Source organism: Acinetobacter sp. (assembly GCF_050285345.1).
Taxonomy (GTDB): domain Bacteria; phylum Pseudomonadota; class Gammaproteobacteria; order Pseudomonadales; family Moraxellaceae; genus Acinetobacter.
The window spans coordinates 13,767-28,136 of the sequence record NZ_JBLZXR010000052.1; the positions used below are offsets into that span (position 1 = coordinate 13,767).

Consider the following 14,370-nt stretch of genomic DNA (forward strand, 5'->3'; position numbering starts at 1 on the left):
AATTTGATAAATCGGCATCCCGCTTTTAGCGTTTATTGCCTAAATGAAATGATGGAGAATTTAATAAAAATGGCCATTCTTTTTGATAATTCAAACCATAGCGAAACAACGAAATTAGCATCCGCGCGGTGAGCCCCCAAACAATTTCATTCTCCACCCTTAAACTTGGAAAATATAAAGATTGCTGAGCAAAACGTACTTCATAAGGGGTCGGTGGCGTTTCTAACAATTGTTTGAGTGAGGCAAAAAAGATTCGATCAATTTCAGTTGGTTGTGGCACAAGCTGAACATCAGGCGGAATCAAACCAACAATAGGTTTGACCAACATGCCATTACGCGCTTTTTGCATCGGCAAATCACCCAACAATTGCACATCAAATGGATTCAGCGCAGTTTCTTCTTGCGCCTCACGTAAGGCAACCACAATATTACTGGTGTCCTGTGCATCGCGCTTACCGCCAGGAAATGACACTTCACCCGCATGACTATTCATATACAGTGAACGTCGTGTCAGTAGAATTCGTGGATTTTCTTCATTGGTGATTGCAATGAGTACAGCGGCATGTGCAGGTTGAATACGCTTCGAAAAACGTAAGCTTTGCTGCAGTCGCAGAGTCAATAAGCCCTCATCCATCCACGTTTCAACCTTATAATTATCTTGACTTCATCATAGCTGAATTTCTGCGAAGCTGGTTAGAAATGATGCCAAAGTTTTATTTTTAAGTTATCCTGACTATTAACTTTATCAATGACGATGAATATGAACTTTTGCACAAACTGCGGACAAAAAACCAAGGAAGCGATCCCACTCGGTGACCATCAGCTACGCCGTATTTGTACTGCATGTGGTTTTATTCATTATGTTAATCCGAAAGTGATTTGCGGTGCCTTGGTACTTTGGGAAGATAAAGTTTTACTTTGCCGCCGTGCAATTGAACCGCGTTACGGTCTATGGACCTTACCTGCTGGTTATATGGAGTTATTTGAAACCATGGAGCAAGGTGCGGCACGGGAAACACGTGAAGAAGCCGAAGCGGAAGTGAATATTCACCATCTCTATTGCATGTACAATATTCCACGTATTGGGCAAATCTATGCCTTGTTTAAATCAGATTTAGTCAATGGCGAATTTGGCGCTGGCGAAGAAACCATTGAATCGCGCCTTTTTGCAGAAGATGAAATTCCGTGGAATGATCTGGCCTTTCCAAGTGTAGAACAAACACTACGACATTATTTTGCCGATCGTCAAACAGGACAATTTGACCTACATCTTGAAACGCTCGGCACACGACTCGATCATACAGGTTAATATTTTTAATAAACTCATCAAACAAAAAGCCCATCATCGATGTAATGCCAGTCAGTTAAGGATTTAAAAGTTAAAAATAAGGTCGATAAGACGTAAATTTAGCTCAATTTAAATTCAAACATAAGGAATTTTTGGTTAAAAAATAACCTAAAATTCCTTAACTGATCAGCATTACCATCATCGATGGGCTTTTTGCTGAATTATTTTTCCTTAACCTTATAACACTCGGCTAAATCCAGTGAAATTTCACCACCGCTTAATTTTGCCACTTCTTTGGCCGTTGTATCATCTGGATTTTTCAAACTATAAATATAGCTAAAGCTGGCGAGACTGTTGCCCCATTTCACGGGTTTATTGTCTGAATCAGTCAATTCAACCCCTGATGGACGAGTACCAGCATTCGCATTCACCAAATTTTCCAATTGAACCAACGCACCACCGACCACCAAACTGGTATCTGCAGAGGTTTTCACACTAGAGTTCATCCCAATTAATGCGCCATCCAAAGTTTTAAAATATGGATCAGCCATAATCATACGAATTGAAATGGTATTGGGATTGATATTGCCTTCATGTGTAAATGTACGCGTGGTTGTTCCCAAACGATATTGCTGTACCTTTTGGTCATCTTGCATTAATAAAGGATCGAGTACATCTCTCCCCTGACAACCGTTCTGACCTGTAGATAAATCCACAATTTGACTGTCTGGACGGGTAAATACATCGACTGGGACACCCGGCTTAATATTGGTTCGAATATCACCATTACGATCAATGACCACACCAAGTTTCACCGTTTTCACAGAGCTATCTGTAAATTTAAAGGTTAAATCGGCATATAATGGGAAAATATAATTCTGTCCTTTAACCACGTTATCAATTGATTTAAATACTTTTTTATCTAAATAAGACAGTGGATACAACTTATACAAATCTAAAGTCCCTTTAAATTGTACTTGATCAATATTTTGTTCCCATAGTCCCAATTTTTTCTTGTCATCTACAGTTAAAACATAATCATCCTTTTTGCCTTGCAACGCTTTAAACAAACTGCCCCCAGTTCCGACAACCATTTTGTCTGCCAGTAACGTCCCTTGTTTAATAATCAGCGGATTGGCATTGGCTTCTTCTGCATCAAATCGATAACCTAAATTTCTCTTTGTATCAATCTCTTTTGTTAAAGGATCTATCCAGTTGCCCTGCGGAGCCGCGGTCAAACGGGTTGGTCGTACTTGTGTCAACAAGATGACATTGACCCCACCAATCGTGGTCAGTTGTTGATCCACTTTACCTTTCCATTGTAAACCGCTACCAAAGGTCATGCCTTGACGATCCGTCATCAACATGAAATGACCAAATAAATTGACTTTAGAACGATCTGTTGGCAAACATTCATTCTGGTCGCATCCGACGAGTCCATTCGAACCACTCGCATTGGTAATGATTCCATCAGTTGAAAAGAGTGCAAATTCAGGTTGATACACGGCTGCGGTCGAAATCGTCATCAATTTACTAACAATGGTAAATGCATCCGCATTATTCACTTGGGATAAATCTAGCCATGGCTGAAATAATCCATCAAAGTCACGATCTGAACCCGAACTAAAATCTGCTGTGGTAACATTTCTTGAAATTTCATCAATCAGCAATTTATCTGCATTATTGATGTACACCGCTTGAATATCTGTCGGGACAACCACACTGTTATTTTTAATCGCCAAAGCCTGAATAATTTTTGCAATACGCATTGCCACTTTGATGGTTGCATCCGTAGCACTGAGAGATGTAGCTGTTTTACCTGTAATGCCCTCAGCCAAATCAACTAAAGTTAAGCGTGGAGGTGTAGTTCCACTGGCCACCTGTGAAATTTTGTTCAGATCAACTGTCCCTAAATCAATACGTCTTGATTTATCTCCCTGAACAAAGAAGGTGACTTTATCGCCAACCTTACATGCGCCCGTGGAAACCCCTTCTTTTAAATCAAATAACGTGACATAGGTATTTTTGACATCACTCGAACAGTTAAAATTCAGACCATCAACAGGATAATCCAATACAAACTCGACACAGCCTTCCGAATTACTAGGACATGTCCCATTTTTGCTACTAGTATCATAAATTTCTGGATTAACTTTGGCGCTTTCACCACCACAGCCACCCAAAGCGACAACCAATGCGCTCAATGCAAAAGGCAATATACTTTTATTTATCATCCTGATTCTCTTTTTTATATCCTAACGGATTGCAGTTAATTTAAGCTGGCCTTGATTGGACAGTACACGACCATCCACATCAATCGCCGATGCCAAAGGGGTCAATAACAAATATTGGCTTTCCCTAGGCACTTGAATAATTCCTTCAATTTTTTCATGGTAAAAAGCGTCGGCCTGACCATCATTATTTTTAAATCCGCCCGCGCCCTCGATCACACAGCCCTTTTGATCTAAAAACACCACAAAAGGCCAATAAAAGGTCGGATTTTGTATTTTTGATGCAAATGAATTGATTCGAATATTCTGTAAAGGGCTTTTCAGTTTTACCACTTCATAATCAAATTCATCCGCAAGAGGTGCGCGCGGCCAAAGATTAATATCTTGCTGTAAATCGAGCTCCTTGGCTTTCTTGATTTTTTTATTCACAAAACATTGTTGACCTAAACCTTGTACCGCATCGGTTTTAGATACACGGTAATATGACGTGGCTAAAGTAATCGGCCCATGATCTATGGGTTGATCACGTTGAAATAAGCGATCAATGACCGAACGACTTACACCTTTTTCACGTTCAATCGTCTGCATACGCGTCTGCCCGACTTTATTGTCAATCACCCCTTCAGGCAGAGTATAAAAACGCTTTTTGCCTTCTAAGTTAAACTCTTTATCTTCAAGATATTCATTATTAACATAATTTTCTCCAGCAATCGTTGAAAAGCCTTGCACTGTTTGATTCGCTGTTACTGCCTGTTGTTCTAGTGATGGTGTTTTTGACTTCACATTCACTATGGCAATTTTATTCGTACTTAGTGTTTTTTCTTCAATTTTTAGTGGTTGAACTTGAGTCATTTCCTCAGACTGCTGGAATTGCTCTGACCGCATATTTTTACTTTGTCTTTCAATAGGATCTTTTATATCAACAGGGATATTGATGACTTTCGGTTGTACTGACGCCGCTTTTTTTTCTAAAGGTGCTTGATTTAATCGAGGCTGAGTAGATGTTGTAATCGTCGATTGGAAAACTTGTTGCGTGATATGTTTAGACTTTAGATTTTGTTCTAAAATTTCAGCCTGAACAGATGGCTGAGGCTTAACTTTTACCTCATCTACAGATGAATCTGATTTTTGACTAAACGATATTTTTTCCTTTAGTTGTACTTTTTTCGGTGATTTTTCTTGAATCTGAACCACCATTGGACGTCCATCTGGTCCAATAATGGTATGAAATATTCCAGCATACGAAAAAGACATTTGCACGGTTGCCAATGCAAGTAGTTTTCCCATGAATAAAATCCTTTTCATTCTTTTATTTTTTCCTACCAACGTGTTCTATAGTTCAATCCAAGAATCGTAATTTTTGTATCTGTTTTTACATTTAAACCTGCATATGGATTTAACAGTAAATTATTCACCCCTGTTAAGTTAGCAAGACTACTGGTATTGGCTGGAATGCTATCTTTACTGCGTAAAAAGCCAATCGATAAATCAAGATCGGTATCTGCATCAAAACGATAGCCAATCCCCATACCAAACAGCTGCGCACCATTAATTGGAACCATGGTATTGCGCTTGCCATCGGGGATTGAAGTACTGCGCGGTTCATAACCTGCACGCAACTTCAAACGGTCCGTTGCCGAATACTCAATCCCGATTCCCCAGTTCCATGGTGAGGTAAATTGTAGCGGCAAAGCTAAGGAGCTATCAGTCACATCTCCAGACAATAATTTTGCAATTTTAAGTGCGGATAACTGGCGATCAAACTCAAAACGGAATTTGTCCCATGCTCGATAATCTGTCCAACCAACATCAAAATTAACCTGTAAATCCGGCAATACTTTGTATTTAATACCAGCTTGAACATGCTGAGGATATTCAAAGTCCATTGAAACCAAACCAGATTCCATATCAGGTACAGCATTCGGAAAGCCTAAAATCGCAGCCAAGATTTGCCCTGTTGGCGAAGACATTAATCCTTTAATCATCTCCTGTGGTGCTTTGGCATTTTGAACACGATACCGGCCTTTCATACGCATTTTTGCCGCACTTTGATATACCATACCAAAGCTAAAATCTTCACTCGGCTCCCACAGTACCCCTAAGTTATAGCTAGGGCTTAGGGATTGTTCGAGTGCCAACTCCATCTGGCCAAACTTACCAAATGGGTTCATCCCTTCTTCGGTATTACACATCCCCAATAGTAAAATATCAGTGATAATGTCCGAATTTTCTTTAAATGGTGTACAGACGACTTCATCAATCATCCTTAACATGCCGATCAACTCATTGGGAAATCGTAGGTCAGATTTCAAGCCAATCGCTTGATAAGACATACCCACACCACCACCAATGGAAAGCTCATCACTAACTTGATAGCCCATGGTCGGTGAAAGGTAGGTAATACGTTCCAAGGCAACTTGTTGCCCCATGAAGTTGCCCGGATTGCCATTTTCTGCACCAAATCCAGCAATTAAAGGAGCATATACTGCGGTCGCAAATGTTGCTTTTGAGCCCGGTGGATTATAGGCAATCCCCATTGTTGGAGCGGCAATCGGTTGTCCCTCGCCAAAATCCACCATTTTTTTCAAGACAGGGACATATAAGGTGGCGTACTCAACATCGCCTGAAACCTTATCCTTAAAATCCGTACAAATATCTACAGCAACTTCAGGCCCATCGTTACACACCAATGGATCATCTGAATAGCCAAAAACGTTATAGCCTGCAGGAACTGTAAACTCACGTTGAATATCAAAGTTCGCGACAATCCCCTGCATATCCGTTTGCAGACCTTCAATTTTAGTCAAAGCAGCAGGGTTAAAATGAACGGCACTAATCCCCGGAGGATCGGCAGTAACCGCATTCCCTAATGCAAGAGAACGTACATCAACTGACAGGTTAGTACCTAATTGTGCAAATGCAGCACTTGAACAGCCCGTTAAAACAATCGCAGTTACAATAGGGCTGAGTCGAATTCTACGCATACGACCGCCCTCTTAGCGAAGTTTTTTGCCAAAACCAAGAATATCCAATGGGAACGATAAACCTAAGGAAACATCAGGTGCATCTTCTGTTAAACCAAGCCCCACGGTTCCATTGACAATAGTCTCTGGCGAAACACGGACCCCCAGAGAAAATGCTAAAGTCGAACTGGTCTGATCGGCTGGAGAATAAGACTCACCACCGTCATAAGTAAATTCAGCCCCTGTATTGAAACTTTGTTGGTAAGACATGGTCAGCGATACATCATAGTTAAATGAGTAAGCAAAGCCAAAAGCAAAACCACCACTGATCCCCGGCTCAAATTCTTCTATCGTTCTTAAACCGCGCTTTTGATTTAACCCTGTTTCTTTAAAACCATAGTTTGCCGAAACAGAGGCGAACAAAACCACGGGATCAATATATTTACGTGTACTTGCGCCAATACCTGCAGAGTAGTATCCCTTGCCAGTGGCTAAATCTTTAGTTGCATTGACTTCATAGGGGCTATCACCAGTTTTTGTCGATAAATTACCAAATAATATCAGTGGTAAACGACCCTGCTTCAATGGGAATGGCTCCCAACGTGCACCTAAAGAAATATCGCCCAAACCTGCAGTCGATGTATCTTTGAGTAAATCTGTTTTTGCAACCAGTGGTAATGACGCTGAAAATGTTAGATTATCCATCACACCATATTGAACCGTAAAAGTATTGGTCATGGCATGTGTGGCATTTTCTTGAACACGTAGTTGATAGAGCTGGCCTTGTGCCATTTCCATATCAAGCTGCGTATCGCGATAATAGGTATAATCAATATCATAAAAAGATGAAATTTCACCTTTCTTAATTAAAGAATACTGACGCTCATTTGAAGTAAAGACTTCTTGTAAATTAGTCTCTTGGCTAGCATCCCCTTCCTGTTGCTGCAATGCATTTGAAGCTTGATCTGTATTGGATACAGCTTCTGGTTGTGTCTCAGGTTCAGTACTTTGCTCTACTGTCTCATACTGCCCAATTGCTGGCTCAGCAGTATTTTCTTCGACTGTACTATTCTGTGATGTACTTGAACTTGCTACAGATTCCTCCACAACAGTTTCTTGATCTACTGACTCATATTCTCCTAGATTTTGATCGTCAGCTGCATAGGCAACCCCCATCACCACTTGAATACTCATGGCCAATATTGTTTTGTTCATCCATTTACGATTCATGTTCCATCCCACCACTTTTTTATTTTTTTAATCCTGATTTACTTTTTCACTTTACTTGGTTATTTACTCTTGTAATAAAGCCTTAAAAAGTTGTAATTCGATTTTCCATAAGAATCCGACTCTTCATTCATATTTTTATCGAGACGAATAGTCGAAGCTTTATCTGCAATTTTTTCCATATAAAATTGAGGATATTGGATATCGACAAGCGCATAACGGTTAACGGTTGCATCCTCTACATGACGTAAGTCCGCGTCTTGTAAAGCCAACAAATTTTTTCGCTGCTCTGGCGCAACATTAATTAAGAAAAGTGTATTATTTTCCCAAATTTGCTGGAAACGAACTTCATCAAAACTGATATTTCCCAATGCTGGATCTGCAACATAAACACGACCATCTTTATAAGCCTTAAAGACCACAAAATGTTTAAATCCTGCATAGGAAATCGGAACAATCGCTGGTTGACCTTGCTTGACCAGATCAGAAAATTCCCCTTTGTACCCCCCACTCTCTAGACCTAATGCAGCAACAAATCGCTTCATATCCAATAAAGAGAAACTACGACGTTCAATAATTTTTTCAGTTTCACCAAATTTCAGCAGCCCATTCATGGTTTGTTGTTCGGTAATCTGGGTTCCGACATAACCATTTAATAAGGTTGTTAACGCTGCTGAACCACAGCTATAGTCATAGGCTTGACGCACAATGCCACGAAATTGATCTTCTATGGCTGGTTTAATTTTTACAGATTCACGGTGCATACGCATGAAGGAATCATTACGTGAATCCAAAGTTTCAGTATAGTGAACTGTACCCACTGGCTTTTCTTTTAAATCGAAGGACTCTTTGGCAAAGTAATACATCAATGCCGAGCCAACTGCTATCTCTAACATATCTTCTAACTTTTAGTTATCGGCAATGATGTGCCTTTTTTTCATTATTTTTTAGAGCTATTGCTCTACATCTATGTACTATGCAAGATACCTTTTTTTTTATAAAAAAACAGTATTTTTTTATGATTTTTACGGTCATTTTGCATTTTTTGTAAAAAAAAGCGCGTGATGTACACGCGCTTTTTACTAGCTCTCGATTACTTGCTTGAAATTGTAATCACAGAACCTGGGTTATAAACACCCATAGATGGGCTGTAGAAAGTTTGTAAACCTTGAACTTCGATGTCACCAATCGAACCAGCATCTTTACTACCTAAGTGAATACCTTTCACATAGTTATCGATTGGACCTGAATTACTTACCATTTGGATATAACCGTTATTTGCACCCTCTTTACCGTATACACGTACATCTTGCTTAATTGTTAAATCATTTGCACCCGCATCAGTAACTTTGATGCTCTCAATGAAGATTTCACCCGCAGCTCGTGTAGCTGTTTTAGTTGAAGCATCCAAAATACCAAGGTTATTAATTTCTAAACCACCAGCCATTGTTGTGCTTAGTTTGATCATCGCTCCTTGTGGCGCTGCACCTAACTGTACGTTCGCAGCCATTGGGCCAGTTTTTAAAGATAAACCAGATAAAATTGCGTTGTAGTTGCTATCATCACCGCCACGACGAATACCTGTTGTACCCGCTGTACCAGATGCAGTTACACCAATTTCACCGATTTTGATATCTAAACCAGAAACATCAGCTGCGATGTTAATAAATGCACCGTTTGCACCTGTACCAGCATCAGTGTCAATACGCAAATCAGCTAAATTACGTGAAGCAAGAAGATAAGCACCATTATCTGCATAGTTCGCACCAATGATAATACCTTTTTTCTCTAACGCATCACCAACAATTCCGTTACCTTGAATAACAATCGCGCCTGCCGCGCCAGTTCCGCCCGAACCAGCATCAACTCCTGCTATGCCTTTTGCAGCTAAACCGTCATTATCGTGAATGTAAAGTTTTTCGATTTCAATTTTAGAAATACCGATACCAATATTGATACCGTCTTGACCTGTGGTTGAGCTAAGCGCAGCATCATCCATTGCTTGCATAGCCATAGCATTTGCGCTGAACGCGATTGAAGAAACTAATGCTAATTTAGTGAAGTTTTTCATATGGTACTCTCCCAAGAGTATTTATTTTTTTTGGTTTTCAACCACTCGATTTATCCAGTTGTTATATTATTTTGTGACAACTGTTAAATCTTTCCTTGAGTGGTTTGCTTGCACGGTTAAATTATATCCATGTGCAAAATTGTTCAACTGTCGTTGGTCGCAATCTATTTCTTACCGACAAACGGTATTTGCAAGCCAATTGATTTCGGAATGGTATAAAATGTGGATACTTTCTGCTTGATGTACGTCTATAGATGTCTAAACCGACGATTTATAAAAAATTAATTCTTCAATCTCATGTCAGTGCCCAATCTATTTTACAAGCACTTTCCACGCTTTCGCATGCTGTTTTCCTGCAAGATGTACAACATCCTGTGATTGGCTTTCTGGCAACGCATTATCAAATTATGCCACAAGGTCAGCTCAAAACGTATTCTCGACAAGGGCTTCAAGAATATGTTGAGTGTAAAGTTGACACACCATTCAATATGGATTTTAACAATTCGCAAAACAATCTACACCATGGCTTTACAGGCGGCCTAATGGGCTTTATCAGCTATGATTTTGCGGCTCAACAACAGATTCATTTACATGCAAAACATCAACCTGAGCTATTTTTAGGAAATTTTCAAAGTTATTTAAAATTAGAATCCGAAGGATGGATTTTTTATAGTCATGAAGTGCTCGCAGATGAGATCTATCACTTTATTTTATCTCTATTTAATCAATCAACAAAAAATCAACAAACATTTCGTTTAGATACACCCTGTCAAGCACGCTGGGAAAAATCCGAGTACCGACATGCATTTCAGCAAGTACAGGAATATATTAAAGCTGGTGACTGCTATCAAATTAATTTAACACAAGAATTCACTGCACAAGCTCAGGGAAGTTTATTAGATACAGTCGATCAATTTTGGACGTTGACGGATGCCCCCTATTCAGGATATTTACGTATTGATGATTTTGAACTTTTAAGCTGTTCACCCGAATTATTTATTGATTTTGAAGCCCATCGAAAAATCATCACCAAACCGATTAAAGGGACTATGCCGCGCTTCGAAGACCCTATTCTTGATGCTGAATCCAAATCCACACTGGCACATTCTCAGAAAGATCAGGCTGAAAATGTCATGATTGTCGATTTACTGCGTAATGATTTAAGCGTTTATGCAGAAACTGGATCTGTTAAGACGCCAAAACTATTTAACATTGAATCATTTAATCAAGTCCACCACATGGTAAGTGAGGTTGAAGCCACACTAAAAGTAGACATCAATCCATTTGAGATGTTGCTATCGGCACTGCCCGGCGGTTCAATTACAGGTGCACCTAAAATTCGTGCGATGCAAATTATTAATGAACTTGAAGCTGCTCCACGTGGTGCTTACTGTGGCTCACTCGGTTATTTTAATGATGATGGAACAGGTTCTTGGAATATTTTAATTCGCTCCATTCAAAAATACCAAAACGACGTGTCACTTTGGGCAGGTGGCGGTATTACCATTGCTTCGGACTGTGATGCAGAATATCAGGAATGTTTTGATAAAGTTTCAGCACTACTTCATTTGTTGAATACATGGTATCGACCTGAATAACTTTCAATGAGCATCTAAAAAGAAAAAAGCCTAACATTTGTTAGGCTTTTTTTTAATTTCTTAAATTGGCTTTTAAACCAAAATTGTATTTTTTAGCGTATCGACAAGACGTTGATTTTGCTCATCGGTTCCAATGGTAATACGTAGAAATTGATTGATTCGAGGTTTATTGAAATAACGCACAATAATACCTTGTTCACGTAATTCCGCGGCTAATTCACCTGCATCTTTTGCTGCCAATGAAGCGAAAATAAAGTTGGCGCTCGAAGGTAAAACCTTAAAGCCAATCTCAGTTAACTGCTCAACCAATTTTTCACGACTGGCAATTACCTTTTTGTTTTGTGCTTCAAAATAGGCTTGATCTTCAAAGGATGCAACTGCCGCAGCAATGGCAAAACGATCCATCGGATAAGAGTTAAAACTGTTTTTCACCGCTTCCAGTGCTGCAATCAAATGCGGCTGTGCAATCGCAAAACCAACCCGCAGTCCTGCCAATGAACGAGACTTAGAGGTGGTTTGACACACCACCAAATTATCATACTTTTCAACCAAACTGACAGCTGATTCAGCACCAAAGTCGACATAAGCTTCATCGATCACCACCACTGAGTTTGGATTGGCTTGAAGTACGTCTTCAATTGCTGCTAAACCTAAAGCAATACTGGTTGGTGCATTTGGATTGGTAATAATAATCCCACCATTGGCTTGCTTATAGTCATCCACCACGATTTCAAAATGATCATTTAGCGGTAAAACTTTAGTTTTAACCCCAAAAAATTGGCTATAGACTGGATAGAAGCTATAAGTAATATCTGGATATAAAATCGGAAGCTCTTGCACAAAAAATGCTTTGAAAATATGCGCAAGGACTTCATCTGAACCATTGCCGACAAATACATTTTCAACAGCAACATGCTGTTGTTTGGCAATGGCCTGTTTTAATGCTGAGGCATCTGGGTCTGGATACAAACGTAGTACATCTGCATCATTTGCCAAGACCGCTTGAACAGCCTCCACAACTTTTGGAGATGGTGGGTATGGATTTTCGTTGGTATTCAACTTCAATAAGTTTTGAATTTTTGGTTGTTCGCCCGGTACGTATGGCTCTAATTCACGTACGTCTGGACTCCAAAAACGCATTTGTTCTGTAGTGATATTTAACATTTTATTTTCTCTAACTCCCTCTCCTTTTAGGAGAGGGAGTTAGAGAAAGATTCTATAGATCTTCTCTCCTAACCTCTCCCATAGAGAGATATCCATTATTGAATAGATAAACTTTATGAATTAATTTTGATAACGATAACGTGCTGAACGCGCATGCGCATCTAAGTTTTCTTGCTGCGCTAAAATATCTGCAGTTCTCGCTAAAGTTTTTACACCTTGCTCAGAACACATAATCAGGCTTGAACGCTTTTGGAAATCATACACACCAAGCGGTGATGAAAAGCGCGCGGTGCCCGAAGTAGGCAGTACGTGATTCGGACCTGCACAGTAGTCACCAATCGCTTCAGGGGTATAACGTCCCATAAAGATTGCACCTGCATGACGAATGCTTTCTGACATTTTTTCTGCTTCATCTAAACAAAGCTCCAAATGCTCAGGCGCAACTTGGTTAATCAAATCAATGGCTTCTTGACGATCTTTGACCAACACTAATGCACCACGATTGGCAATCGATGTCCGCGCAATTTCTGCTTTTGGCAATGCCGCCAAATGCTCTTCAATCGCCTGTTCTACATCATGTAATAGTTGCTCATCTGGAGTAATGAAAATTGCCTGTGCGACAGTGTCATGTTCCGCTTGAGACAATACATCCATCGCCAACCATTTCGCGTTATTTTCGCCTTCGGCGTAAACCAAAATTTCAGAAGGTCCCGCAATCATATCGATCCCAACCTGACCAAATACGGCACGTTTTGCTGCTGCAACAAAACGGTTACCGGGACCGGTAATTTTATCTACAGATGGAATGGTTTCTGTACCATAGGCCAATGCTGCGACGGCTTGTGCCCCACCAATAGTAAAGACACGGTGTACGCCCGCTAAGTAAGCTGCAGCCAATACCAATGGATTCAACTCACCATTCGGTGCTGGTACCACCATAATAATTTCAGACACACCTGCAACATGTGCAGGCACGGCATTCATTAATACTGAAGATGGATATGAAGCTAAGCCACCCGGCACATAAATCCCTACACGATCGAGTGGGGTAATTTTTTGGCCCAAAGTATTGCCCAAAGCATCGACATAAGTCCAACCATCCTGCTTTTGCACTTGGTGAAACTCACGAATACGGCTTGCCGCGAGCTCAAGTGCTTCACGGACTTCAGGATCTAAACCATCAAAAGCCGCCTTGAGTTGTTCTTGGCTTAGTTCAAGGTCCGAAAATTGATGCGCTGGATGTCGATCGAACTGTTGAGTGAGTTTAAGAACATGAGCATCACCATGCTGACGAACATCAGCGATAATTTGGTCTACGGTTTTTAAAAGTTCTGAGTCACTCACGGTTTCAAAAGCCAACAGGTCAGCAAAGACTTGTTTAAATTTTTGATCTTGAGTCGATAAACGTCGCATCAATTTATCCACAATGAAAATAAAGGGAAGCTTTAGTTTACCTTGTTTCCTGTATTTTGTGGGCAACAATCCTCTAACTGAAGTGAGAGTTTAATGAATAATTACTTTGAACTTTATTGTAAAAACGTATTTAAAGAGCTTTTTAAAATTACAACGTTCTATAGGATGTTAAAAAGAGGTGAATGCAAATGGACATCAAAGATATTGCCCAGCTTTTTTCGATCGGACAGTTCAGCTAAATCCAACCTTATTTATCTGGATATTATGTAGGAGATTGTCGGAGAGCGGCAGCTTTCTAATTTAGATGTATGATTCATAAAAATTATTCAAGGTACAGCTGTATTAGTTCAGATCTGATCGGACATTGATCTTGAAAAAGAGAAAGTTACCCGTTTTGATAAAGGTGTCGAAATCT

Annotated in this window: 11 protein-coding genes; 2 read left to right on the forward strand and 9 right to left on the reverse strand. The window is 39.9% G+C overall.

From position 1 onward, the window contains the following. Positions 1-25 precede the first annotated feature (25 nt). Positions 26-634: a CoA pyrophosphatase gene (locus ACN6OV_RS04920; RefSeq protein WP_427950221.1), complete on the reverse strand. Its 609-nt coding sequence runs from the start codon at positions 632-634 to the stop codon at positions 26-28. Positions 635-760: 126 nt separating this feature from the next. On the opposite strand from ACN6OV_RS04920, the gene ACN6OV_RS04925 reads away from it, so the two are divergent. Next, positions 761-1,309: an NUDIX hydrolase gene (locus ACN6OV_RS04925; RefSeq protein ID WP_427950224.1), complete on the forward strand. Its 549-nt coding sequence runs from the start codon at positions 761-763 to the stop codon at positions 1,307-1,309. 200 nt (positions 1,310-1,509) lie between these two features. On the opposite strand, the gene filF is transcribed toward ACN6OV_RS04925, so the two are convergent. From filF to filA, 6 genes are all read right to left on the reverse strand, one after another. Beyond that, on the reverse strand, positions 1,510-3,522 hold the full coding sequence (gene filF, locus ACN6OV_RS04930) for a putative pilus system protein FilF (protein WP_427950226.1): 2,013 nt from the start codon (positions 3,520-3,522) through the stop codon (positions 1,510-1,512). A 21-nt stretch (positions 3,523-3,543) separates the two neighbouring features. Next, a complete protein-coding gene (gene filE, locus ACN6OV_RS04935; protein ID WP_427950228.1) occupies positions 3,544-4,806 on the reverse strand; it encodes a putative pilus assembly protein FilE in 1,263 nt (420 codons plus the stop codon). 32 nt (positions 4,807-4,838) lie between these two features. Then, positions 4,839-6,503 (reverse strand): putative pilus system OmpP1/FadL family transporter FilD, encoded by a 1,665-nt coding sequence (gene filD / locus ACN6OV_RS04940; RefSeq protein ID WP_427950231.1) that lies wholly within the window; start codon positions 6,501-6,503, stop codon positions 4,839-4,841. A 12-nt stretch (positions 6,504-6,515) separates the two neighbouring features. Further along, positions 6,516-7,712, reverse strand: coding sequence for a putative pilus system protein FilC (filC, locus tag ACN6OV_RS04945; protein ID WP_427950233.1), 1,197 nt, complete (start codon positions 7,710-7,712; stop codon positions 6,516-6,518). A gap of 59 nt (positions 7,713-7,771) precedes the next feature. Then, entirely contained in the window at positions 7,772-8,605 is an 834-nt protein-coding gene (gene filB, locus ACN6OV_RS04950) for a putative pilus system C39 family peptidase FilB (protein WP_427950235.1), read from the reverse strand. A 197-nt stretch (positions 8,606-8,802) separates the two neighbouring features. Then, a complete protein-coding gene (gene filA / locus ACN6OV_RS04955) occupies positions 8,803-9,780 on the reverse strand; it encodes a putative pilus system protein FilA (RefSeq protein WP_427950238.1) in 978 nt (325 codons plus the stop codon). Between the two features lie 254 nt (positions 9,781-10,034). Here filA and ACN6OV_RS04960 point away from each other — a divergent pair, with 254 nt between their 5' ends. Further along, complete coding sequence (locus ACN6OV_RS04960) at positions 10,035-11,378, forward strand: anthranilate synthase component I family protein (RefSeq protein ID WP_427950240.1); 1,344 nt, start codon at positions 10,035-10,037, stop codon at positions 11,376-11,378. 72 nt (positions 11,379-11,450) lie between these two features. Here the strand turns inward: ACN6OV_RS04960 and hisC are convergent, their stop codons facing one another. Further along, the gene (hisC, locus tag ACN6OV_RS04965) at positions 11,451-12,542 is read right to left on the reverse strand and encodes a histidinol-phosphate transaminase (protein ID WP_427950243.1); all 1,092 of its coding nucleotides are present in this window, start codon (positions 12,540-12,542) and stop codon (positions 11,451-11,453) included. 120 nt (positions 12,543-12,662) lie between these two features. Further along, positions 12,663-13,967 carry a histidinol dehydrogenase gene (hisD, locus tag ACN6OV_RS04970; RefSeq protein ID WP_427950249.1) on the reverse strand — a complete coding sequence of 435 codons (1,305 nt, stop codon included), beginning with the start codon at positions 13,965-13,967 and terminating at the stop codon, positions 12,663-12,665. Positions 13,968-14,370 lie beyond the last annotated feature (403 nt).